Raw genomic sequence first — 23,007 nt, 5'->3', positions numbered from 1 at the left:
GGTCAAATTTCTATCTTTACTCATGATGTCTAAGTGTGGTAACTCAAACATCATAAACTTTAGTGGAGAGTCAAATCTCCACTATTGTATTTTTCCAAGAAGATTAAATCTAATCACATTTTTAAGCGGATGTCACTAATACAAAATAAATCCCTTTTCAACCATTTCGAAGTTAGCTGTGTCTTGCTATCAGCCACTACTGATAACGTTATGAAAAAACACATTTTAGTTCTACTTACCATTGGAAGTATTTCCGGATTTTCTTGTGAAGAAAAAGACTGTTGTACCATTCCTGAAGATACCATCATTCGTTATGGCACCAGCTTTGGATTCTGTATTGGATATTGCAAAAAGACCATTAGCATTACTCCCTCCTCCATCAATTTTGAAAAATCATCATGGACAGACAAAGACACTCATCCAGACATTCATTGCAACAATGAATTTACAGAATGGCAAAGTTTAAATACTAAAATAAACTTTGATGCCTTCAATACTATGGAAGCAGTCATTGGTTGTCCTGATTGTGCCGATGGTGGTGCAGAATGGATTGAAATTACATCAGGAGAAAATAGTCATAAAGTCACTTTTGAATACAACAATGCACCAAATGCCTTCAGTAGCTACATTGGAATTTTAAGGAATGAGCTTCAAGAAATAGATTCGGAGTGTGAGTAATGCAAATTACTACACTCCTCTTATCACATACGTCAAACGGGTAGCAAAATTATCTCCGAAATTTCCGGGATTTCTGTGTGGCCCATAGCGGTGAAAAAAGCTGACTCCAAGGCCTCCGTACAGTTTTCCGAAAAATTTATATTTAATGATGTTGTTGAATCCCAAGCCACTTTCGATATAACCTTTATTATAACTTTTCACCAACACTTCAGTACCCTGATGGCTCTGAGGGTTGTCAAGCTTGCCCCATCCCATGTGGTGATATACCACTATATCCGGCTTCAATTTAGCATGAGCAAATAACCTGGAACCAAAATTATGTGAATAAAACACGTTGAAGAAACGATTGGAGGCGAACTCATACAAATTCATTGTCTGAAAATGATCCTCAATAATTACACTACTCGTTGCTAAATTTCCTCCTCTCCCATTGAACAGCAAGGGGTAAGGCAGCCCTTTGTCAACATGTCCGGCTTCCAGCGCAAATTCAGACTCTCCTATATGTCCCACATGAAATCTAAAATCAAACACTCCTGATATCTTATCAAAGCTGTAATTCCCATTGAGCATGCTGGTTAAACCTTTATTATAATTGATATAAATGACCGGATATGATGACTTAAGACGGTTGACAGTACCAAGGGTATGGGTGATCCGCTCCTTGACTGCTATTCTGGTTCTGAAAGTGAATTCAGTTATTTTGAACACATCAATAGCAGCGTTGTTTTCATCTACGAAATGGTAGTCATACAAAGGGATTTCAGTATAATCATGAATCCCCAATTCGAACAAATGATAGCCGGGCGAACGAAAGGAAAGTTTTGCATGATTGGATTCATAGCTATCCATTGTCCCGATAAATATAGATCTGAAGAAATCTTTTTCTTTATCCAAATACACCACATTGCCTGGTTCTTTAATATCTTTTTGATGCTCAAACATCAACTCTGCATCATGTTTTTTATTTAGAAAAAAACCTCCTCCATAGCCGTATTTCCATTTTTCATCTCTAAACCCATAAGCTCCGTATCCATTAAACTCGAATACTTTGAGTAAATCTTTTCCCAAACTTGCACCCAATCCCAAGCGTATTCCTTCAAACTTGCCAATATTGAATATATCTCTTAGAACAAGTATTGGAGGAAGACGATAGTTCAAGTCTTCCTTATAAAATGCTGCAATTCTTTGAACAGTATTCGCAGCAGTGCTTTGATGTCGAAGGGTATCCACCCGCAAATAGGTTAACCTTTCTTTTTTGGAAAGAGGTACTATACGATGAGAATTCCAAAATTCTTCTTCTTGCTGAGTAGCATAGTGGTCTGCAACCACTAACTCTACTTTCTTATCTTCTTCACTCAAATCAGGATTGATTTCAATGTCTTTGATATACGTTTTTTTATCATAGACCGTCCCCAGGTATGGTTTGGGAAATTTATCAACAGAATAGACATTGTTTATTTGTTTGGGAAACCATTCTTTATTTTCTACAAACTCGTACAAACCAGAAATCTGAAAATCTGTAGTATGTGACTGGTAAGGTTCTGCTACTATGCACTGTATTGCATACTGATTGCTGTTTATGTGCATTCTCCCGATCAACCCAGGAAAACGTAAATGTGACGGCTTGAAAGTGATGACAAAAACAGTATCATCACCCACCAGAAGCTCTTGCTCTAAATGAAAATCATACTTTTTATAATTGGCAACACCTATAGGGCTGGCAAAGCGAACGCCTAAAAACTCAAAATAATTTCCATAAAATGATATGGGATGCATATTGGTACTCAATGGAGTCATTTCATCTTCATGCAATCCGGTCACTTTGAGTCCCAGAACTTTCTCATGATCCATCTTTGGATACTTGAAAGTTCTCTCTGTCATAGATTCTATCACCTCCACGTGTTGCTGTCCATAGACTTTATGGTGCTTATGAAAAACTGAGTCTTGCTTCACCATTTCATGATATTTCTTTTTCAGCCTATGGTCTGGAATTTTATAAAGATCAACTACGGTTTTATTATATGTTTTATACCGGAAGGAACCTCCTTGTATTTCAGGGTCATGCAATCTATCATTAGCAATGACTTTTTCAACAATATGAAAGCCAGGATTCGTCAAATCCATTCCGGGAAATTTGATACCACGACTTTCATGATGATCCAGCCGAAAGACTAAAGAATCCTTACGTTCATTTTCTAATGAGAATAAGTGGGTTTGGTAATCAGGATGACTTATGGTTATTAAGTTGGTATTTGAGTCGAATATTATTTTTCCATCAATATCTGAAAAAATGCCATCAGTAGAATCTGAACCGAAATAGGCATACGCAAATTGAACGTTCTCCCCCTCTTCACTCCTTATATATGCCGTCAAAGCGGTTTGTGAAAATACATTGAACGGTATCAGGCTCATTAAAAGACAAAGTACCTTTGGGATATAAAAAGAAAAGTACTGATCGACTTTCAGTCTGAACATAAAATTACAAATAGGTTGGTTTTGTTGATAGTCAAACTGTCAGTTTTCTAAAAAAACCTTACGAAATTTTAACTAGCAACAATAAAGATACTATTTCAATTATGAATTAACCAAATAGAAGGATCAATAAAACAAACTCACGGTTTTCCTATAAATAAAGATTTAAGGGTTTGAAAAGCACGAAAACTACAGGATCAGGTAATTTAGAGTCTATGGCAGAGGCAATGAAAAACTAAAAATGCTTCCCGTTTGTTCCGGTGTAGAGCTTGCCCAAATTCTTCCATTCATTTGTGTTATAAGATCTTCACATAAAATCAAACCTACTCCCATTCCCTTTTCATTCGATGTTCCTAACCTGCTATTGACTACTTCTGATCTGAAAATATTGTCTTCCAGTTCTTCGGAAAGGCCAATACCAGTATCAGTAATAATAATTACCGTCTGGTCTTTTTCACTTCCACAAGAAATAGTAATTGAACCGTGATCCAACGTGAATTTTATAGCGTTGCTGATCAGGTTGCGCAACACAGATTTAAGCATATTTTTATCTGCCATCACCTTACATTCTGCGGGCACTTCACTCCTTATGACTATGTTTTTTTGATTGGCCTGATGAATAAATGGCTTAATGCTATCATCTACCAAATTGGTTAATTTAAGTGGTTCAATATTGGCCTGAACAGAATTGGACTTAAGCTGTGAAGATGCCCATAAGAGTATATTGTCCAGCAGGTTCATGGATGAATGTAAACTTTCTGCGATTCCCTTGAACAACTTTTTTTCTTCTTTTTTATCAAGTTGATTGTCCTGAATTAAACCCAGCAGCCCATGCAAAGACGTGAGTGGTCCTCGCAAATCGTGGGACACAATAGAAAGCAATTTTCCTTTTACTACATTGGCTTTAGACAACTGCTCTGTTCGTTCAGCAACTTTACAATCCAAATGCTGACTAAGCTGCTCTTCTTTATTAAATGCTTTTACCGACTTATTAGCCAATCCACAAGCCTGAGAAAAAATAAAAATAATACAACTATAATCGAAAACCTCTCTTGTATAAATGATGTATTTCAAATTCAATACATCATTTACTCCACCTATTAATAAAATAATAAATCCAAAAAGAAAGACTATAAAGTAATTGGCCTGCTTCTGATAAGCCATAAACGTAACATAAACACCATAGGCAAGCAATAAGACTCCTGATATTTGAAATATCAAAAGTGTATGTATGTACACATAAGAGGGAGTAAGTGCTACAATACAAACAAAAACACCAAAAAATCCTTGTACCAACCTCTTTACAAGAGTGGGTATTGAGAACAGTCTGTCAAAATATAAAATATACAAGATCGGAATCATGTATAAGCTGACAAATTCAATCTTGCTAACCAGCCACCACATATCCATTCCAGTTAACTCATAGAAAACCTTCTCTCCTCTTGTAAACAACCTCAAAATGAAATTGACACAGAATAAAGTAAAATATAAATTCACAACTTCCTTAGGTCGAAGTAAATACAACGCAAAGTGATATACTGAAGCAAACAGCAGAATACCGATCAGTAACCAATCCTTGATGGTTAGTTTCCTGCCTTTTAAAAATATTTGTTCGTTTCTCCCCAATGAAATAGGCATAAACACCCCTCCTGAATCACGATGAAACTCCGATAATCTTATAGTAACATACAATTCAGAAGAGTCAGAGAAAATTACGGGTCTTTTTACTACAAACTCAGGTTTACTTGAATCTCTCGTCTTACCTATTTGACCGCAAGTCGCCACCACTTCGCCATTGATGTCCATTTCGTAAGCAGACCGGATGTCTTGCAATTCCATCACTAACTCTTTTCTGCCCGGTGGTAATAAAACTTTTAACCTCATGGTAGCATAACCATGCCAACCTACATCCTGCAAATTAAAATCCTGATACCGCCAGATTCCCGGTACAATTATATTCTCAGTTTTCAGATGTGTATTTTCAGAAGAAAAATCCTTCTCATAAAGAAACTGTTTCCAATAAAAATTCCATTCTCCATCCAATTTCACCAAACCTTGTTGATCAAAATCCCAATTGCTCAAATCAATCACTCCATTTTTTGCTAATGGCATACCATGTTTTTTTGGCTGACACCCTATGAGGACTATTGAAACAACAATTAGATAATAAAAGCATCCTTTCCATTTCATGGCATACAATTTTTATAAGTCTTCAAATATTGAATACTCTTAAAAACAAGCAATAGGGAATCTTATTACGCCTTATTCAAGCTGCAAATGCCTTTATCTGATTTCCTAGCTGGTATTTATTTCAATGAAAATGATATTAACCTTTTTCTCATCTCATTGAAAATTTCAATTTAAGTATAAAAAATGATTCTAAGACAATTATTTAAGTATCAAACTTAAGCGTGAAAAAAAATAAAAAAAATATTTATGGAATTTTACAGTCTGCCGCATCTCTTCATTGTATAACAAAAAATTAAAGAAATGAAAAAGTTAATCGGAATAGCACTAATCGTTTTACTATCAGGGTTTAAAGCCAACCATAATGCTTCAATAAGTGTCACAGGTATTGTTTTGGACGGCAAAAACAATCAGCCTCTAGCCAATGTAGCTATAGCAGTGAAAGGCACTAACATCGGTACTACAACGGGAAAAGACGGGAAATTCTTCCTCACATCATTGCAAAATGAAGCTGTACTCATATTCAATGTGGTCAATTACAAAGAAAAAATCGTTGCATTCAATTCGAAATCAAGCGATATAGTGGTAAAAATGACTTCATTAAAATATGAGATGCAAATTGATAGTATGGAGTTTGAAATTGTTCAGGAGAATGTACTCGTAAAGCCAGGTATTGCCAGAGCGAAAACTGATAAAAAATATCCGGGAAAATCAGAAATGATGATGTCATCACAAGCTACAAGACACATAACGGTTTCTGACTCCTATTTTTCTCCTCCACACAATACTGAAGAATATGATTTCATACAGGAGAATATTTTTCACAACCCAAAAAATGTTCCACTTTCTACTTTTTCCATTGACGTGGACGCTGCATCATACAGCAATATGAGAAGAAGCATCAATTCCAGACAAATGCCTCTAAAAGATATGATACGAATAGAAGAAATGATCAACTATTTCAACTATAACTACCCAAACCCCGATGGAGAACATCCTTTTTCCATCACCACAGAGGTGGCTCAGGCTCCCTGGAATCCAAAACATCAACTGATACACATCGGACTTCAGGGCAAAAAATTGGATTATGAAAATACTGATCCGTCAAACCTTGTCTTTCTGATTGATGTATCGGGATCGATGAGCGCACAAAACAAGTTGCCTTTGCTTAAGTCAGCACTAAAGATGTTGGTCAATCAATTGGGACACAAGGACAAGATAGCTATAGTGGCTTATGCCGGTGCTGCCGGTTTGGTTCTTGCCCCTACTCCTGCTTCCAACAGAGAGGTGATTATATCAGCACTTGACAACCTGAAAAGTGGAGGACCTACTGCCGGTGGTGAAGGAATAAAACTTGCGTATAAAATTGCTGAAGAAAACATAGTTGAAAATGGCAACAATAGGGTAATCCTCGCTACTGACGGAGATTTCAATGTTGGAGTATCCTCTACTTCGGAGATGGTACGACTCATAGAAGAAAAAAGACAATCAGGAATTTACCTTACTATTACAGGTTTTGGTATGGGCAACTACAAAGATGGTAGAATGGAGCAGATTAGCAATGCTGGAAATGGCAACTACTACTACATTGATAACCTCAATGAAGCCCGAAAAGTATTTATCACTGAAATGAAAGCTACCCTTTTTACCATCGCAAAAGATGTGAAAATTCAGGTAGAATTTAACCCTGATAAAGTTCAGGCCTACCGGCTGATTGGCTATGAAAACAGAAAGCTAAATGCTGAAGATTTTAACAACGATAAAAAAGATGCCGGAGAGTTAGGAGCTGGCCACTCAGTAACAGCCCTTTATGAGATCATACCGCAAGGAATCAAATCAGCTTTCAGCAGGAACATCGATCCATTAAAATATAAAAATGAAACACCAAACAGTCATTCAAATGAATTGTTGACGGTAAAGTTCCGGTATAAAAAACCGAATGAATCAGCCAGTAAATTGATTACTCATACATTGGATAGCCAAACCATCGACATCAATAAAACTTCTGACAATTTCAGATATGCTGCTTCAGTAGCAGAATTTGGCATGCTACTTAGAGATTCCGAATTCAAACAAAATGCTTCCTATCAAAATGTAATTACGCTTGCCCTGGGAGCCAAGGGAGAAGACAAAGAAGGCTATCGTCAGGAATTTATCAATCTGGTAAGAAATGTTGAAATACTGGACAAAGAAAAAATTTAAAGTGACAACTTCTGCCATAAAACCATGGTAAAATCTAAAGGCTCTACCAACCTCTACAGGTTTATTTGATAGAGCTTTTAGATCAAATTAAGATTGTTAAAATATTTTTTATTACTGAACAATCTGATTTTCAAGGGCATATTTTTTTCATGCAAATAATTCAAACAATTATTAGAAACAGGTATTGTATTATCAAATCTTTAAGACTAGCTTTGCATCGCTTTTAAAGAAAGGCAAACCAAGGAGCGGTAGTTCAGCTGGTTAGAATGCCTGCCTGTCACGCAGGAGGTCGCGGGTTCGAGTCCCGTCCGTTCCGCATTGAAAAAGAGAGAGTTACGCAAAGTGACTCTCTCTTTTTTTTTTGCACTGCTAAGTTTAGTCATTAGTTTTAGACAAAACATACAAGCATATTTTTGTTTAACTTTGAAAGTAAATAAGTTAACAAAAAAAGATGAGCATTAAAACATCCTTCTCTATAAAAGACCTGGAAAACCTGAGCGGGGTAAAAGCTCATACCATTAGAATTTGGGAAAAGAGGTACAATCTGTTCCAGCCCAAAAGATCCGACACTAACATTCGAACTTATGATCTAAAAAGCCTTCAAAAAGTTTTAAACATAGCATTTTTATTAGAAAATGGCCATAAAATTTCCAAACTTGCCAAACTGAAAGAGAGTGAAATATCCACTAAAGTAAACGAACTGTCAACCATCAATGGCGACATCCTACATACAATTAATACCTTTAAATTGTCAATGTTGAATTTTGATCAGAAGCTTTTTGACGACACTTACTATCAACTATTGACTCAATATAGTTTTCAGGAAATTTTTAATATTTTTTTCATAAAACTACTCAAACACATCGGTTTACTCTGGACGAGTAATACGATTCTCCCTGCACACGAGCATTTTATATCTACACTGATCAAGCAAAAAATACTGGTAAACATAGAAAAGGTTAAAAGTCAGAACCAAAAAACTAACAAAACTTACATTCTATTCCTTCCACACAATGAAATACATGATATTGGGTTGCTTTATATTCACTATGAGCTCTTATCAAAAGGGCATCAATCAGTCTATTTAGGTGAGAGCTTACCAATAGAAAATTTACTCGAAATACAAAAAGTATTCAGTCACATCATATTTATCAGCTATTTCACCGTAGAACCAAATAAAAATAATACGCTGACCTACCTGGAAGAATTATATGATTCCATCCTTGCAACAAGAAATGAACGTCTCCATATTCTCGGCAACAATACAGCACATCTGGAAGCGGATAAGCTACCTCCTAATGTTGTATTGCACCATAATCCAATGCATTTGATAGAGGCCATCGAATAACAAAAGAAGTAGCTCAAAGAACATAATTTGCTTATTGTTTAATTATATTGTATAATTGTTAAACAAAATGAAGCATAAGGTAAGCATTATAGGTTCCGGTTTTTCTTCACTATCAGCAGCTTGCCATTTGGCACATAGCGGATACGAGGTGGAAGTATTCGAAAAAAACAAGCAATTGGGTGGCAGAGCCCAGCAATATGTCAATGGAGAATTCAAGTTTGACATGGGGCCTACCTGGTATTGGATGCCAGATGTTTTCGATCGTTTTTTTAATGATCTTGGCAGAAAAACTACAGACTACTATCAATTAGAATTATTGAATCCGGGGTATCGGGTCTATTTTGGTGAAAACGATTTTATAGATATTGATGGTTCCCTTGATAAAATACTAAAGACTTTTGAATCTATTGAATCCGGATCATCTCAAAAACTCTTACAATTTCTAAAAAAAGCGGAAAAAAACTATGATATAGCCATAAACGATTTGGTCTATAAACCAGGCCTCAGTCCTCTGGAACTGGTCACCAAAGAAACCATTTTGGAACTGAGGCAATTTGTATTTACTATTCGAGATGTTGTAAGTAAAAATTTTAAAAACGAAAAACTCCGTCAAATTCTGGAATTCCCAGTACTATTTTTAGGAGCTAAACCATCGAACACTCCGTCATTTTATAGCTTTATGAACCATGCCGATTTCGGATTGGGTACATGGTATCCAAAAGGAGGAATGAAATCTGTGGTGGACGGCATTGTCCGACTCGCTAAGGAGCTGGGAGTAGTCTTTCACCACAACAGCCCTATTTCAGCCATCCATGTTAGTAAAAAAGGACACGTGGAAAGTATTGTGATAAATGACGAAATCAAACCAGTTGACATTCTTATTTCCGGAGCTGACTACAAACATTCGGAAAGTTTACTGTCTTCCGGCTATCAATCTTATTCGGACAGCTACTGGAACAAAAAAACAATGGCTCCATCATCTTTGCTGTTTTATGTTGGTTTTTCAAAAAAGCTGAAAAATGTATTACACCACACGTTGTTTTTTGACTCATCGTTTGACGACCATGCCATAGAGATTTATGACAACCCAAGTTGGCCAAAAGCTCCTCTTTTCTACGCAAGTTTTCCCAGCATAACAGATCCGGACATTGCCCCGGAGCACCATGAAGCAGCAACTTTTCTGATCCCAATAGCACCTGACCTTGAGGATACAGAAGCCATTCGAGATAAATACTTCAACATCATTTTGACCAGATTGGAGCAGCTAACTGGTCAACAATTGAGGGACGATATTTTATTTAAGAAATCATATTGCGTTCAGGATTTCAAAGATGATTACAATTCCTTCAAGGGAAATGCTTATGGTCTGGCGAACACTTTGATGCAAACTGCCTTCTTAAGGCCGGGGATCAAAAGCAAAAAAGTTAAAAATCTATATTTCACAGGCCAGCTCACCGTGCCGGGTCCGGGAGTTCCTCCTGCCCTCATTTCAGGAAAATTAGTATCAGATCTTGTCATTAAAGAAAATACATTATGAAAGCTCTATTCGATCAAATGTCCGTGCAGTGTAGTAAAAAGGTAACTTCGGTTTACAGCACTTCATTCTCACTTGCAGTGAAAATGCTTTCTCCCAAAATACAAGGAGATATTCACTCGATATATGGCTTTGTCCGCCTCACAGACGAAATAGTAGATTCTTTTTATGACTATGACAAAGAGCTATTGCTGGATGAATTTGAAGCAGACCTGAGAAATGCATTAAACAGAAAAATAAGCCTAAACCCCATCCTCAATGCCTTTCAGGAAGTAGTGCATAAATACAACATAGACAATGAACTGATACAGGCGTTTCTTTCCAGTATGAGAGCTGACCTGCACAAGGAAAGCTACAACACCAAATTAGAATATGAAACTTATATCTATGGCTCGGCAGATGTGGTGGGGCTTATGTGCCTTAAGGTATTTGTACAGGGCAATCAGGAGGAATACATCAAATTGAAAAAACCAGCGATGAAGCTTGGCAGTGCTTTCCAAAAAGTAAATTTTCTGAGAGATTTAAAAGACGATTCAGAATTGCTCAACAGGTCATACTTCCCCCACTTACAAGGTAAGGCTCTAAAAGAAAACACGAAAACAGAAATCATCACTGAGATAGTCCGTGATTTTGAAGAAGCTTATTCAGGCATTGTTCAATTGCCTATAGTAGCAAAATTCGGAGTTTATACTGCATACATTTATTACAAAAAATTGCTTTATAAAATATCAAAGGCCAATATAGAACAAATAAAAACAAGTAGAATAAGAATAAACAACCCTACTAAAATGATGCTTTTGGTAAGATCATTTGTGAACTATAAACTAAATCTACTCTAATAACAGCAATAAAAAAGAGCAGAATATACAGACAAAAGCAATTTGAAACATGGAAATATTGATGAATCAAATGAAATCGGTAATTTTGATATTCACCAGTATCAGACCGTTTCGTTATGCAAACCTTACTTCTGTTTCTTACTGCTATACTCAACACACCCGAGTGTACGGGTATGGAATCTATAAGAACAGAATATCATAATATAAAAACTGAAGAGCAATTGGATCACTTTATTGATTTGCTGGAAGAAATAAATTGCGATAAGGCATGGCCGTATATGGCTTCCGTCATCATGCAAAAAGCCCAATACTGTATATTACCTACCAGTAAGCTGAAATACTTTCAAACGGGAAAAAAATATTTGGAAACATTTATCCAACAAAATCCCGGCTCAATAGAAGGTAGATATGTGAGGCTGCTGGTACAAAGCGAAGTTCCCGGCATACTTGGATATAATCATGACATGGTTTCGGACTCCAGGTACATAAAAGAACACATCGAAAACTCCGGACTACCGAAAAGCTACCAGAAACTGATCCTGAAAAATGTAACCAAAGCTACAAACAATATCAACTGATGCTTTATTTGCTTTATATCGCCACTACAATAGTTACTTTCCTTGTGATGGAAGCGGTGACCTGGTGTACCCATAAGTTTATCATGCACGGCCTGTTGTGGTACCTGCACAAAGACCATCACCAGCCAAAGTACCAGTCTGCGTTTGAAAAAAATGACTGGTTCTTTGTCATATTTGCGACACCAAGCATATTCCTTTTTTATTTTGGAACCATTCCTTCCATTAATATCTTGTTCTTTTTTGGTTTGGGGATTCTTTTTTATGGTATATCCTATTTTCTGGTACACGACGTGTTGATTCATCAGCGTTTCAAGTGGTTCAAAAACACCAAAATCCCCTACCTGGTTGCTTTAAGGAAAGCCCATAAAGTGCACCACAAACACTTAGGAAAAGAAGATGGAGAATGCTTCGGTATGTTATATGTCCCGGCGAAGTACCACAAAAAATGAAATCACTCACCTATTTACTGATTGATTTGGGATGCATCCTCATTCCTTTTATAGCGAGTTTCTACCCCAAACAGCCTTTTTACAAAGAATGGAAGTATTTTTTTCCGGCAAACATCATAGTAGCAGCCATTTTTCTGATCTGGGATTATTATTTCACGAAGGCAGGTGTCTGGGGTTTCAACCCTGACTACCTCACGGGCATTTACTTTGCCAATCTGCCTTTAGAAGAGGTACTCTTTTTCATTTGCATTCCTTATGCCTGCGTTTTCACCTATTTCTCCCTCAAATACCTGATCAAAAACAATCCCCTAAGCCTCTACCACTACTACATAAGTGTCATACTGATCGTCCATTTATTTATAGTAGGCATATTAAATACCTCCTACGCCTACACCAGTATTACTTTTTTATCTACTACGGGCTATCTTTTGTTGTGTTTTGCGCTAAAAAAAGACCTGTCCTTTGCCTATCTCGCCTATCTGATCATTCTGCCATTTTTCTTTATGAGCAATGGCATCCTTACCGGATCATGGGTCAGCGAACCAATAGTCTGGTACAACGACATGGAAAACCTCCAAATCAGAATTGGAAGCATCCCGATTGAAGACAGTATCTATGGCTTGCTCCTTATCTTGCTCAACATCCACCTATATACTTACTTCAAAGGCAAAAAAATAATGTCGAACTAACTATTCGTTTTTCTTATTCAAACTCCAATTGAGATAGCACCTTTTTATTAACATCCACAGTAGTCACGGTAATTTTATCAGCATCGATTTGCACATTTGATTTAGCTGAATTGCTGCAAATCAAAATCGGAAATTCATTGGTGTAAGTATTGGCAGGAACATACGAATACCGATGTGTATGCCCACAAATCATAAGGTCGATATTGGCTTGATTCAATATGGGTACAAACTTATTTTGCATCTCTACATCTCCATGCCAATTGCCTCCACCGTAAGGAGGAATATGCGAAAACACTATTTTGTGCCTGGCATTTTTATACTCTGGAGAACTGACCACCTCTTCCAGCCAGGCCATTTCCTTCGTCCTGTAGTTGTCAAAATCAACAAGCCCGCTGTACTCGATATCCGAATCAGCCTTGTCTTCCCCGCTATCCAGCACTATGAAAAAACTATCTCCATAAGTGAAAGTGTAGTAATATTTTCCATTAGGGAAATGAAAATAATTCTTCATCGTATGTGCCAGCACTCCACGGGTTTCATGGTTACCCCTCACAATATACAATGGCTTTTCTTTGGCAAAAATTTGTGTGAGTGTATCTATGCTACCTGCAAACAGATTTTTCTCTTCATTGAAATCACTCATAAAATCACCGTCCATAATTACAAAATCAGTGGACTCAAAATCAGTATCTTCCAGCAAACGTCCCACCTTACCGGGCTGCTCGTGGATGTCCGTCAACAAAACAAATGAAGTACTTTTCTGATTGGGATCAAGAGTGGTAAAATAAAGCGGCTCTTTTTTATACACCCGGGTAGCCACCACCTCACCAAATAAAGAATTGCGTTGCTTATGCGCTATTACCTCCTGAGCATACACCCTGTAGGCATATTTGGTAGCAGGTTTCAGTCCTTCGAGGGTTACCTTATGAATTTTTCCAATGGTCTTGAGGCCGTCTTCTGAGGCAAATACCTTCGAACGCTCAGACTGATAAAAATTAGTTCCGTCTTCTTCATAAAATTCTACCCACGCTATAGATTTTTTGGTGGTAGTCCACACGATGGTCACTTCATTGGTAGTAGGGTACTGAAGGTATGGGCCATGGTCAATTTCCAGCGACTGTCCCTTTGATTCAAAAAATATGGCAATACACAATACCGCAACAAAAGCAATGCTTCTTTTTACAAAATTCATTCTTCATTAATTTTTAGCGTAGAAAAATAACGAAAAGCAATTTATTACGAATTGTACTTATATGAAATTACTTCGCTAATAACTTAACAAATACTACAAATCATATATCAGCATATTACTATTATCCTACCTTCCTTACCCAAGCCATACAGTACAAAAACCTATTACTCCAATAATAACTCCGAAAATAGTTGTTATTTTTATGAGATGGTGAATACTGATGTAGTCTTAATAGGATTGATTGAATAAGATTAAAAATTTATTTACGCCCATAGGCGAAAGTAACTAACGTTTTTAACCAATAAGGAAGTTATATGAGCAAAACCGCCCATTTCAAAGTAGACCCCAAGTTAGCTCAATTGCTTGGTGAAACGTATCGATCAATTGAGGAAGCTACTAAAGAACTAATAGATAATTCTTATGATGCAGATTCAGAAAATGTAACTATTATTTTACCTGATGACCTTGACCCTGAACCCAAAATCATCATTGAAGATGATGGAGCAGGAATGAAAGAAGTAGAAATAAGGTCTGAGTACTTGAACATCGCAAATAGCCGAACTTCCAGAAAAGGGGATAAATCAATTCTTAAAAAAAGAAAAGTTAAGGGTCGAAAAGGGATAGGTAAGTTTGCTGGACTAATGGTAGCTTCTGAAATGAAGATCTCGACTTCCGCATCAGGGAAAACCACGACAGTAGTTATCAATAAGGATGATCTTGCAAAAGCCAATTATGATTTAGAAAAAATACCCTTACCTATATCCGTTAATGATTGTGACAAAAACAAACATGGAACTGTAATTACACTTTCTGGTCTCAATCAAAATTTGAACTACCCAAACCCTGAACGACTCAAAGAAATCTTAATGCGAGATTACGGTAGAGAATTAGACTTTTCAATCACAATTAATGGCTTAGATATAGGAGTTTTAGATCTACAGGGTAAATCATATTCTGAAGAAATTACTTTACAAAATGGCAAGAAAGCAACATTGCAATATACCGTAACTGAAAAACCAATTAAACAAGCAGGTATATCAGTACGCGTGAAAAACAAGTTAATTGGACGCCCTCATAACTTCCTTTCTGACGATGAAATAATTCCAAAGAAACTGCAAAATCGTGTCTATGGAGAAATCATTTGTGATGATTTAGATGAAGATACAACTGCTGATCATGGCGCAATAGTTGAGAATAGTAAACTCTTTGAAGTCATAAGTGAAAAGACATCATCCCATTTAAAATTATCTGTTGACGAAGTTTTCAAAACAGACATGAAAATGGCAAGAGCACGCTATCAGCGTAAGATTAACAAGGAGCTCGAAAAGCTTCCAGAGTACAAACAACCGTTTGCGAAGAAGGCACTTTACAAAACTCTTGAAAAGTTCTATGGAGAAGCAGAAGACAGGATTAACACAGTAATTTCTGTAATGGTATCCGCAATGGAGAAAGATCATTATTGGGATATAATTCAGAACATCCAAGAAACTAGAAATAGCGACATTGAATTATTTGCTGGTGCGCTCTCAGAGTTTGGCTTACTGGAGATGAGTATTATTTCTAGTCAAGCAATTAACAGATTACGATTTCTAGATGAATTAAACTTGCTAATAGATAACCCCAAAACATTAGAATCAACCGTCCACAAAGCATTTGAGAACAATACTTGGCTGTTGGGTGATGACTATTCGGTCATATTCTCCGATCAAGGTCTCAAAACATCAATTGAAAAAATAATTAACAAGACTTACAAAGGCGACAGTCCTGATGACAGACCTGATATATTATTTGGCCGAAACATAACCAGATCACTTGTCTTAATAGAATTTAAGCGTCCAAGTTTTACTTTAAACAGAGACACGGAGGCACAAGCTTTGAAATACCGCGATGAATTAAACACCTATTTTCATAATCAGAAAATTGAAATTCTTTTGCTTGGTGGAAAAGTTAAAGATGTGATAAGCTCACATAACGAAAGAGGCGATGTGCTCTACAGAACATATGTTGACATTATTAGTGTAGCAAGACAAAAGCTTGAATGGCTGATAAGTGAATTAGGGAAATCATGAGTAAAAAGCACCTATTCGAGTAGTTAAAGGGAATCTTACCCTTTAACTCTCTCAAGATCATAAACTTTAATTCATAAAACATGACACAACTATTTTTCTTTCTTGCACTGGGCTTAGTTCTCATTCTTATGTTTAACTATTTCGTACCACTAAATCTATGGATCACTGCTCTATTCTCTGGTGTACAGATTGACCTCATGCAATTGGTTTTTATGAGGATAAGAAAGTCTCCCGTAAAAGACATTATCTTATCTCTGATTACTTGCCAAAAAGCAGGAATCAATATCACATTAGAAGAATTAGAAACCCATTCCCTTGCCTCTGGAAATATTGTTACACTCACTAAAGCCCTTTTAAAAGTGAAAAGTGAAAATTTGAAGATAGACAGCACAGAACTCATGGCTCAGAACCTCGCAGGAAACGATCTAATGAAGTACATTGAAATTCGTAAAAATGACAGCCTATCTGGGATTGGTGACATTAAAAGAAAGCTTTGTGATAAAATCATGAATCAACTCAATGAAGACCAAGTAAGAGATGTAGAAAAGTATTTGAAAGCTTCATTCCTCTAAAATATGAACAATAATCATTAAATTTGATACCATGAACAAAGCAAAAGTTATAGAAACATTGGATTTTCTCCCTAGTGAATTCACAACTGAAGAACTTATTGACCGACTCTTATTCATCGATAAAGTAGAACAAGGTCAAAAAGATGTAGAAGAAGGAAGAATAATTACACTCGAAGAAGCCAAGTCACGCATAGACAATAAATGGTCGAAATAATTCTTGCTGAATCAGCATGGAATGACTTGGATTCCATCACTGATTATATAGCTCAAGATTCCCCCAGATATGCTAAAGAATTATCGAATCGTATTTTGTCAAAAATAGAACAGTTAAAAGGTTTTCCAAATTCCGGGAGAAAGGTTCCTGAGTTCAACAATGAATTACTCAGAGAACTAATCCTTGGCAACTATAGAATCGTTTATAGAATTTTTCAACCTACCAAAATCGTAATTCTTCGCATAGTTCATGGCTCAAAGCTGTTGAACTAAAAAATTATACCATATAACTTTGTTCTAAAAACAGCAATTATGCATTCCTCTCAACAAAAAAAGCCCGCTATCCTATCGAAGAACAGCGGGCAGTGATGTGGAGCCGCAGGGAGTCGAACCCTGGTCCAGCTAAGGAAACCAATAGGCTTTCTACATGTTTATTTGCTATTGATTGTCGGGAAGCTCAAGGCCAGCAACAAGCCTGAAAGCAACCTTATACGCAATTAGTTTCGCTATACATCACGTACCTGTAGTCGCTAGTTCTGCGTGTGATGCCTCTGATGCCAACCCGGCAGAACGAAGGGTCAGCGAGACACATTACCGTTAATCTATCGATTAAGCAGCAAGGGCGTAGTTATTTTCGCCATTTAAAAAGTGTGAAGGTTTGTCAACGGGAAATACCCACAACTCCCGACATGCTTACATACGATCGCACTTACTGTCAAGTCCAGTCGGCCCCATATATCAGGTGGCAAAGTTATCAGATTATACCAACGTAGATCAAATATTGGAGGTTTAATTTTTTTTTTAAAGTACAAAGTAGAGAGTACAGAGTAGAAAGTAAAAAGTCAATGGTCAACAGTCAACGGTCGATAGCCAAAATCCTATAATAGAATCAATCATAATATACCCTTGTCATTCCGACGGAGGAGGAATCTCGCTTCAAATTCGCAATTAGCAGGGAAGACCTCTCCTACGTCGAGGTAACAGAGGGATCGATCCATTAAGGCACATTTGAACCATAACCAACAATTGTTCTTCGATAATTTCTAAAATGTTTGTTGATAATTGTCCATTGATATTTAACTTGCACACATGGAAAATTTTGTGGTATCGGCGAGGAAATACAGGCCAATGGGCTTTGATGAGGTAGTTGGACAAAGCCACATTACTACTACCCTCAAAAATGCGATTGACAACAACCACATGGCGCAAGCACTGCTGTTTTGTGGTCCCAGAGGAGTAGGAAAAACCACCTGTGCCAGGATATTGGCACGCATGGTCAATGGATTTGAGGAAACCAAAAATGGAGATTCTTCCAACAACCTGAACATCTACGAACTGGATGCTGCATCCAACAACTCGGTGGATGACATCAGAAACCTGATAGATCAGGTAAGATATCCTCCTCAGCAGGGAAAATTCAAAGTATATATCATAGATGAGGTTCACATGCTTTCCAATCAGGCCTTTAATGCCTTTTTGAAGACTTTGGAAGAACCGCCATCTTATGCCATTTTCATTTTGGCTACCACAGAGAAGCACAAAGTGATCCCTACGATACTTTCCAGGTGTCAGATTTTTGATTTCAACAGAATAGAAATATCAGACATCACCTGGCAGCTAAAAAAGATAGCAGAGAGTGAAAAAATAGAAGCCGAAGAAGAAGCGTTGCACCTGATTTCACAGAAAGCAGATGGTGCTCTGAGAGATGCCCTTTCGATTTTTGATCTTATCGTTACCTTTTCGTCCGGCAATAAAATCACATATCAGGATGCTATAAAAAATCTTCACATCCTTGATTACGACTACTTTTTTCAGATTACAGATCTATTATACGCTGAAAAGCTACCCGAAACCCTGCTGGTTTTCAATGAGATTCTAAAAGAAGGATTTGACGGCCACAATTTTATTGTGGGACTTGCCGAACACCTGAGAAACGTGATGGTGTGCAAAGATCCCCAGACTGTAAAACTGCTGGAAGTTTCGGAAAACGTACAAAAAAAATACCTGGAGCAAGCCAGTGCCGTGTCTATGTCATTCATACTTTCGTCACTGAACATATTGAACATCTGCGACCTCAACTACAAGTCCAGCAAAAATCAACGTCTGCATGTAGAGTTGGCTTTGATGAAGATGTCGTACCTCAATCAGGCTTTCAATCTGAATCAGATCGCACCGACAGAGTTAAAAAAAAAAGTTCTGAATTAGAAACAGCACCTAAACCTGTAGAAAAACCAGCAGTAGAAACAAAAACCATTGCTCCTGCTGTTGTCAAAAAGCCATTATCCGTCGGGAATATCAAAAAAGAAACGCCCAGACTTACTGATATTCATAAAACAGAAGAAAAAACAGAAAAACAGACTGCTCAGGTAGAAGAAGTTGAAAAGAGAAATGAACCCGTTACTCTGGAGAAAGTTCAGGATGCATTGAAGAAATATATTTCTGAGAAAAACTTATCCAATACCTATCTTTCATTGCTAAAAAATGAAGTGAAGTTGGTTTCAGAAACTACCGTGGAACTCCAACTTAAGAATTCTGTTGAAAAGAAGTTTCTTGGAGAAATAGAAGTGGAACTGGTTCACTTTTTAAGGAACAATTTAAAAAATGACTTCATTATGATTTCTTCTGCTTTCAATAAGGAAATAGCTGCAAGAACTGCCTACACCAATGCTGAAATTTTTGATGAAATGGTGGAGAAAAATCCGGAATTATTAAGATTGAAGAATGAACTGGGGCTGGATGCTGATTTCTAATCCTTTATTCAAGACAAACGAATTTAAAAACTCTACTGTCCCCAGACTCCTGACTGCCGTCAGGCAAGTTGTTCTGGGGTCTGCCAGGGTTAGCTGTGACTCTAAAAGATACCGCAACGAGTGCGGTAAGGTGGTTTCGTTTTTAAATGCTTTACCCTGACCCTTTATTGCTTTATTTTCTCACAGACTTCTGATGTCAGTGGCTTGGACACTACACCTTCAATCTCATTGCCCTCTACCAGGTTCTGTAAGTGCATATCATTTTGAGCACCTGATAAAATATAAATTCTGGACAAATCTTTAATGATTTCGGGAAGGCTTTCAAATTCATGAATAAACACACATCCGTCAACTATTGGCATGTTGATATCCAGAAATATAATATCCGGAATATCAGGATTGGTAGTGAGGTAGTTGATGGCATCTTTTCCGTTGTTCCTGACAATCACCTTTTTGGCCAGCTTAGAATCAAGAATTACCTTCTTATTGAGGCCATTGTCTTCATCATGATTGTCAATTAGCAGTGCCAGATTGAACATAAGGTTTAGCTGGTTTTATTCTTTGATTATAAGCTTTTCGCCTACAGATAAATCAAAATTATCCTTTTGATTTAATTCAAGCAATTTGTCAACAGATATTTTATATTTTTTTGCGACTTTATACATGGTATCACCCGGCTCCACTACATGTAGGGTGATTTCGGATTCAGTCTCTGTTGGTGTTTCTTCCATTACTAATTTCTTCTGTTCCCCGCCTTCTGGAATCAACAATTCCTGACCAATACTTATCGCACCATTGACACCATTCACATCCATCAAACCAGACAGTTCTACATTGTACAATCTGGATATGCTATAGAGCGTCTCCCCTTTTGCCACTATATGTTTTCTTGGTGATTTCTCAGGTTCTGATTTAGTTTCATCTGATTTTTCTTCCTGGTTTTTCTGAGCACTGTCAGTTTCCTTTGGCACTTCTTGTGCATCTTCAGGTATCAGCAATTCCTGCCCCATGCTGATCGCACCATTCGTGTTGTTCATATCCATCAAAACAGTTACGCCTACATTGTATAACTTAGATATGCTGTAGAGTGTCTCCCCTTTTACTACCACATGTTTTCTGGATGATTTTGGTATTTCTTCTTTAAGTTCTTCATCTATATGTTCTTCCTTATTTTCCTGACTATCATCAACAACTTCAGACACTTTGGAAATTTCCTTTTTGGGTAAAACTACTTTTTTAGTACTCTTGGCTTCATTCAAAGACTCACCTAATACTTCTTTTACTTGCTCCGTGGTAGGCAATTCTTTGATTTCGACAGGTACATCTTTTGGCCTGGTTTTCATAAGCCACATCAACCTTCCCGTTTCGGGATTGTCAATAATGGACATACGATTCATTTTTGCCAGTCTCTTTAGTTTGATACCAAATTTCTGAGAAATATCCCACAAAGTCTCACCCGGCTCTGTAGTATGGTAATAAACCTTTGCCTTATTTTTCTTTGACTTCAGGTAATAAATCTCCCCCTCGACAATAGCATCGGTTTGTTTGATATCATTGTACTTTAAGAATTTACTTACACTTACACTGCCTTCAGCAGACAGAGATTCTACTGTTTCATTGTTCTTAGCCAAAATACTTGGTATGCCATTTATTTTTATAAAAATTGTTTTGTTTCTGTTGAGGTCTTTTCCGAGCTGAATCTCAGTAGTGGATTTGGGTGATTGAATCGTGTGGTGCTTATTGGATGTAGCCAACACTTTAGGCATTTTATCCTTTATGGGTACAATCACTGAGTACTCCTTCTCTTCCGGTACTTTGCCCCTTTTTAGCCATTTATTATACCTTGTCAGTTCTTCTTCATCCACATCCAGATTATCAGCAATTTGAGAGATTGTTTTACCCTGTCCTTTTTTATACTCCACCAGTTTCAAGCCTTCAGAATGACTACCTTTCAACTCTTTCTCAAAGGCTATTTTATGAGCCAGAAATCTTTTGACATACCAGTGGGTATTGGCATCAATAGTCATTTTATCATCTCCGAATTTCTTTGGATCAACATACTTCTTTGCTCCTCCCTGACCAGTCATGTGGGCAAGCACAGTATATACCCAGTTTTTGAAAAAGAAATTGTGCCGTTTGAAATACTTGGCAGCACCATGAGTGGAAGCCACCACATTCATCCTTTCATCGATATTGCGATCGATTCTAAGACCTACCTCCCTACCGGTAAAATCTTTGAACTGCCAAAAGCCCACTGCGTCGGAAGTAGATACGGCATCAGAAATCAAGGCACTTTCCTGCACGGATAAATACTTAAAGTCTTCAGGTACCCCTTCTTCTTTTAATACCGCTTCTATAATAGGGAAATACAGTTTGACTCTGTCTAACTTGATATTGAAATACTTCGGACTCTTTCGAAGCATATCCACATCTTTTTGAATATCTTTTTTAGCTGCTTCTGTGATCTTGAGTTTCATTCCAGCAAACTCCATGTCGGAAGGTACTTTTGGGATTTTAGCATCCTCTTCTACCAACGTGAAGCCGGAAAATATCAAAAACAAGAATAAGGCAATGATCCGAATCATATTTTTCTGATTACCATTAACCCATCTCTTACAGGAAACAGAACATTTTCAACCCTCTCGTCCTTTTGCACAAAATCGTTAAAATCTATTAAGGCTTGTGTGTCCTTATCCATCTTTTTTGAATGTTCACCCAATACTTTTCCACTCCAAAGTACATTGTCAGCAATGATAATACCTCCGGAAGGAACTTTATCCAGAATAAGGTTGTAGTAGTTTTGATAATTTTCTTTGTCCGCATCAATAAACACCAACTGAAATTGATCCTTCAATTGAGGGAGTATATCCAGGGCATTACCAATTCTGTAGTCAATAATATCAGCCAAACCTGCTTCGGAAAAATACCCTGCCACCCTGCTTTCAAGCTCTTCATTGATATCTATGGTAACAAGTCTGCCACCTGATTTTAATCCCTCTGACAAGCATATTGCTGAATAGCCGGTAAATGTCCCTATTTCCAAAATATTTTGAGGATTGATCACCTTGGAAAACATGGACAATATACGACCTTGCATTTGACCGGAGAGCATCCTGGGAGCCAACACGTCAGTGTAGGTGTCTCTGTTTATTTTACTGAGTAGTCCTGTCTCCTGACTGGTATGCAGTTCCGAGTAATCCTGAATTTTTTTATCAAGAAATTCCATGCTCTTGCA

At 37.2% G+C, this 23,007-nt stretch carries 20 protein-coding genes, 1 tRNA gene and 1 other RNA gene; 15 read left to right on the top strand and 7 right to left on the bottom strand.

Annotated elements, in window-relative coordinates; translation table 11 throughout:
• The first annotated feature begins 210 nt into the window (after positions 1-210).
• Positions 211-678 carry a hypothetical protein gene (locus AAOP42_RS12900; RefSeq protein WP_349528938.1) on the top strand — a complete coding sequence of 156 codons (468 nt, stop codon included), beginning with the start codon at positions 211-213 and terminating at the stop codon, positions 676-678.
• Between the two features lie 9 nt (positions 679-687).
• On the opposite strand, the gene AAOP42_RS12895 is transcribed toward AAOP42_RS12900, so the two are convergent.
• Both AAOP42_RS12895 and AAOP42_RS12890 read right to left on the bottom strand, forming a co-directional pair.
• Complete coding sequence (locus tag AAOP42_RS12895; RefSeq protein WP_349528937.1) at positions 688-3,153, bottom strand: DUF5686 family protein; 2,466 nt, start codon at positions 3,151-3,153, stop codon at positions 688-690.
• Positions 3,154-3,363: 210 nt separating this feature from the next.
• Positions 3,364-5,262 (bottom strand): sensor histidine kinase, encoded by a 1,899-nt coding sequence (locus AAOP42_RS12890; protein WP_349528936.1) that lies wholly within the window; start codon positions 5,260-5,262, stop codon positions 3,364-3,366.
• Between the two features lie 378 nt (positions 5,263-5,640).
• Between AAOP42_RS12890 and AAOP42_RS12885 the strand changes: the two genes are divergently transcribed.
• The 8 genes from AAOP42_RS12885 to AAOP42_RS12850 all read left to right on the top strand — a co-directional run bounded on the left by AAOP42_RS12885 (position 5,641) and on the right by AAOP42_RS12850 (position 12,976).
• Entirely contained in the window at positions 5,641-7,539 is a 1,899-nt protein-coding gene (locus AAOP42_RS12885) for a YfbK domain-containing protein (RefSeq protein WP_349528935.1), read from the top strand.
• A gap of 242 nt (positions 7,540-7,781) precedes the next feature.
• Positions 7,782-7,855: transfer RNA gene (locus AAOP42_RS12880), tRNA-Asp, on the top strand.
• Between the two features lie 135 nt (positions 7,856-7,990).
• Positions 7,991-8,887 carry a MerR family transcriptional regulator gene (locus AAOP42_RS12875; RefSeq protein WP_349528934.1) on the top strand — a complete coding sequence of 299 codons (897 nt, stop codon included), beginning with the start codon at positions 7,991-7,993 and terminating at the stop codon, positions 8,885-8,887.
• Positions 8,888-8,954: 67 nt separating this feature from the next.
• Positions 8,955-10,424: a bifunctional phytoene desaturase/3,4-desaturase gene (gene crtID, locus AAOP42_RS12870; protein ID WP_349528933.1), complete on the top strand. Its 1,470-nt coding sequence runs from the start codon at positions 8,955-8,957 to the stop codon at positions 10,422-10,424.
• The gene (locus tag AAOP42_RS12865; protein ID WP_349528932.1) at positions 10,421-11,260 is read left to right on the top strand and encodes a phytoene/squalene synthase family protein; all 840 of its coding nucleotides are present in this window, start codon (positions 10,421-10,423) and stop codon (positions 11,258-11,260) included. Before crtID ends, AAOP42_RS12865 begins: the two co-directional genes overlap by 4 nt.
• A 116-nt stretch (positions 11,261-11,376) precedes the next feature.
• Positions 11,377-11,838 (top strand): hypothetical protein, encoded by a 462-nt coding sequence (locus tag AAOP42_RS12860; RefSeq protein ID WP_349528931.1) that lies wholly within the window; start codon positions 11,377-11,379, stop codon positions 11,836-11,838.
• A complete protein-coding gene (locus AAOP42_RS12855) occupies positions 11,838-12,287 on the top strand; it encodes a sterol desaturase family protein (RefSeq protein ID WP_349528930.1) in 450 nt (149 codons plus the stop codon). Before AAOP42_RS12860 ends, AAOP42_RS12855 begins: the two co-directional genes overlap by 1 nt.
• Positions 12,284-12,976, top strand: a complete 693-nt coding sequence (locus AAOP42_RS12850) for a lycopene cyclase domain-containing protein (protein WP_349528929.1) — start codon at positions 12,284-12,286, stop codon at positions 12,974-12,976. Before AAOP42_RS12855 ends, AAOP42_RS12850 begins: the two co-directional genes overlap by 4 nt.
• A 13-nt stretch (positions 12,977-12,989) precedes the next feature.
• Here the strand turns inward: AAOP42_RS12850 and AAOP42_RS12845 are convergent, their stop codons facing one another.
• Complete coding sequence (locus AAOP42_RS12845) at positions 12,990-14,168, bottom strand: purple acid phosphatase family protein (protein WP_349528928.1); 1,179 nt, start codon at positions 14,166-14,168, stop codon at positions 12,990-12,992.
• 314 nt (positions 14,169-14,482) lie between these two features.
• On the opposite strand from AAOP42_RS12845, the gene AAOP42_RS12840 reads away from it, so the two are divergent.
• The 4 genes from AAOP42_RS12840 to AAOP42_RS12825 all read left to right on the top strand — a co-directional run bounded on the left by AAOP42_RS12840 (position 14,483) and on the right by AAOP42_RS12825 (position 17,295).
• Positions 14,483-16,237, top strand: a complete 1,755-nt coding sequence (locus AAOP42_RS12840; RefSeq protein ID WP_349528927.1) for an ATP-binding protein — start codon at positions 14,483-14,485, stop codon at positions 16,235-16,237.
• A gap of 80 nt (positions 16,238-16,317) precedes the next feature.
• Positions 16,318-16,809: a flotillin-like FloA family protein gene (locus tag AAOP42_RS12835; protein WP_349528926.1), complete on the top strand. Its 492-nt coding sequence runs from the start codon at positions 16,318-16,320 to the stop codon at positions 16,807-16,809.
• Positions 16,810-16,840: 31 nt separating this feature from the next.
• Positions 16,841-17,023 (top strand): hypothetical protein, encoded by a 183-nt coding sequence (locus AAOP42_RS12830; protein ID WP_349528925.1) that lies wholly within the window; start codon positions 16,841-16,843, stop codon positions 17,021-17,023.
• Positions 17,011-17,295: a type II toxin-antitoxin system RelE/ParE family toxin gene (locus AAOP42_RS12825; protein WP_349528924.1), complete on the top strand. Its 285-nt coding sequence runs from the start codon at positions 17,011-17,013 to the stop codon at positions 17,293-17,295. Before AAOP42_RS12830 ends, AAOP42_RS12825 begins: the two co-directional genes overlap by 13 nt.
• A gap of 95 nt (positions 17,296-17,390) precedes the next feature.
• Here AAOP42_RS12825 and ssrA read toward each other — a convergent pair.
• Positions 17,391-17,755, bottom strand: a transfer-messenger RNA (tmRNA) gene (gene ssrA, locus AAOP42_RS12820).
• Positions 17,756-18,111: 356 nt separating this feature from the next.
• Between ssrA and dnaX the strand changes: the two genes are divergently transcribed.
• Together dnaX and AAOP42_RS12810 are read left to right on the top strand one after the other, a co-directional pair.
• Positions 18,112-19,227 carry a DNA polymerase III subunit gamma/tau gene (gene dnaX / locus AAOP42_RS12815; RefSeq protein ID WP_349528923.1) on the top strand — a complete coding sequence of 372 codons (1,116 nt, stop codon included), beginning with the start codon at positions 18,112-18,114 and terminating at the stop codon, positions 19,225-19,227.
• A 47-nt stretch (positions 19,228-19,274) separates the two neighbouring features.
• Positions 19,275-19,772 (top strand): DUF8493 domain-containing protein, encoded by a 498-nt coding sequence (locus AAOP42_RS12810; protein ID WP_502947660.1) that lies wholly within the window; start codon positions 19,275-19,277, stop codon positions 19,770-19,772.
• A gap of 164 nt (positions 19,773-19,936) precedes the next feature.
• Here AAOP42_RS12810 and AAOP42_RS12805 read toward each other — a convergent pair whose 3' ends face one another.
• Genes AAOP42_RS12805 through AAOP42_RS12795 form a run of 3 tightly spaced genes read right to left on the bottom strand, consistent with a single transcriptional unit; the run spans position 19,937 to position 22,998 of the window.
• Positions 19,937-20,311, bottom strand: a complete 375-nt coding sequence (locus AAOP42_RS12805) for a response regulator (RefSeq protein ID WP_349528921.1) — start codon at positions 20,309-20,311, stop codon at positions 19,937-19,939.
• A gap of 15 nt (positions 20,312-20,326) precedes the next feature.
• A complete protein-coding gene (locus AAOP42_RS12800) occupies positions 20,327-22,357 on the bottom strand; it encodes a LysM peptidoglycan-binding domain-containing protein (RefSeq protein WP_349528920.1) in 2,031 nt (676 codons plus the stop codon).
• A complete protein-coding gene (locus AAOP42_RS12795; protein WP_349528919.1) occupies positions 22,354-22,998 on the bottom strand; it encodes an O-methyltransferase in 645 nt (214 codons plus the stop codon). Before AAOP42_RS12795 ends, AAOP42_RS12800 begins: the two co-directional genes overlap by 4 nt.
• Between the last annotated feature and the right edge of the window lie 9 nt (positions 22,999-23,007).

It is taken from the genome of Reichenbachiella sp. MALMAid0571, from assembly GCF_040151475.1.
Classification (GTDB): Bacteria; Bacteroidota; Bacteroidia; order Cytophagales; family Cyclobacteriaceae; genus CAXBNB01.
Note: the sequence above shows the minus strand (reverse complement) of the source record. Positions and strands in the feature narration are given on the sequence as shown.

Coding starts and splice junctions, on each gene's coding strand:
- AAOP42_RS12900 (WP_349528938.1), top strand. CDS start 211: ATGAAAAAACACATTTTAGTTCTACTTACCATTGGAAGTATTTCCGGA.
- AAOP42_RS12895 (WP_349528937.1), bottom strand. CDS start 3,153: ATGTTCAGACTGAAAGTCGATCAGTACTTTTCTTTTTATATCCCAAAG.
- AAOP42_RS12890 (WP_349528936.1), bottom strand. CDS start 5,262: ATGCCATTAGCAAAAAATGGAGTGATTGATTTGAGCAATTGGGATTTT.
- AAOP42_RS12885 (WP_349528935.1), top strand. CDS start 5,641: ATGAAAAAGTTAATCGGAATAGCACTAATCGTTTTACTATCAGGGTTT.
- AAOP42_RS12875 (WP_349528934.1), top strand. CDS start 7,991: ATGAGCATTAAAACATCCTTCTCTATAAAAGACCTGGAAAACCTGAGC.
- crtID (WP_349528933.1), top strand. CDS start 8,955: ATGAAGCATAAGGTAAGCATTATAGGTTCCGGTTTTTCTTCACTATCA.
- AAOP42_RS12865 (WP_349528932.1), top strand. CDS start 10,421: ATGAAAGCTCTATTCGATCAAATGTCCGTGCAGTGTAGTAAAAAGGTA.
- AAOP42_RS12860 (WP_349528931.1), top strand. CDS start 11,377: ATGCAAACCTTACTTCTGTTTCTTACTGCTATACTCAACACACCCGAG.
- AAOP42_RS12855 (WP_349528930.1), top strand. CDS start 11,838: ATGCTTTATTTGCTTTATATCGCCACTACAATAGTTACTTTCCTTGTG.
- AAOP42_RS12850 (WP_349528929.1), top strand. CDS start 12,284: ATGAAATCACTCACCTATTTACTGATTGATTTGGGATGCATCCTCATT.
- AAOP42_RS12845 (WP_349528928.1), bottom strand. CDS start 14,168: ATGAATTTTGTAAAAAGAAGCATTGCTTTTGTTGCGGTATTGTGTATT.
- AAOP42_RS12840 (WP_349528927.1), top strand. CDS start 14,483: ATGAGCAAAACCGCCCATTTCAAAGTAGACCCCAAGTTAGCTCAATTG.
- AAOP42_RS12835 (WP_349528926.1), top strand. CDS start 16,318: ATGACACAACTATTTTTCTTTCTTGCACTGGGCTTAGTTCTCATTCTT.
- AAOP42_RS12830 (WP_349528925.1), top strand. CDS start 16,841: ATGAACAAAGCAAAAGTTATAGAAACATTGGATTTTCTCCCTAGTGAA.
- AAOP42_RS12825 (WP_349528924.1), top strand. CDS start 17,011: ATGGTCGAAATAATTCTTGCTGAATCAGCATGGAATGACTTGGATTCC.
- dnaX (WP_349528923.1), top strand. CDS start 18,112: ATGGAAAATTTTGTGGTATCGGCGAGGAAATACAGGCCAATGGGCTTT.
- AAOP42_RS12805 (WP_349528921.1), bottom strand. CDS start 20,311: ATGTTCAATCTGGCACTGCTAATTGACAATCATGATGAAGACAATGGC.
- AAOP42_RS12800 (WP_349528920.1), bottom strand. CDS start 22,357: ATGATTCGGATCATTGCCTTATTCTTGTTTTTGATATTTTCCGGCTTC.
- AAOP42_RS12795 (WP_349528919.1), bottom strand. CDS start 22,998: ATGGAATTTCTTGATAAAAAAATTCAGGATTACTCGGAACTGCATACC.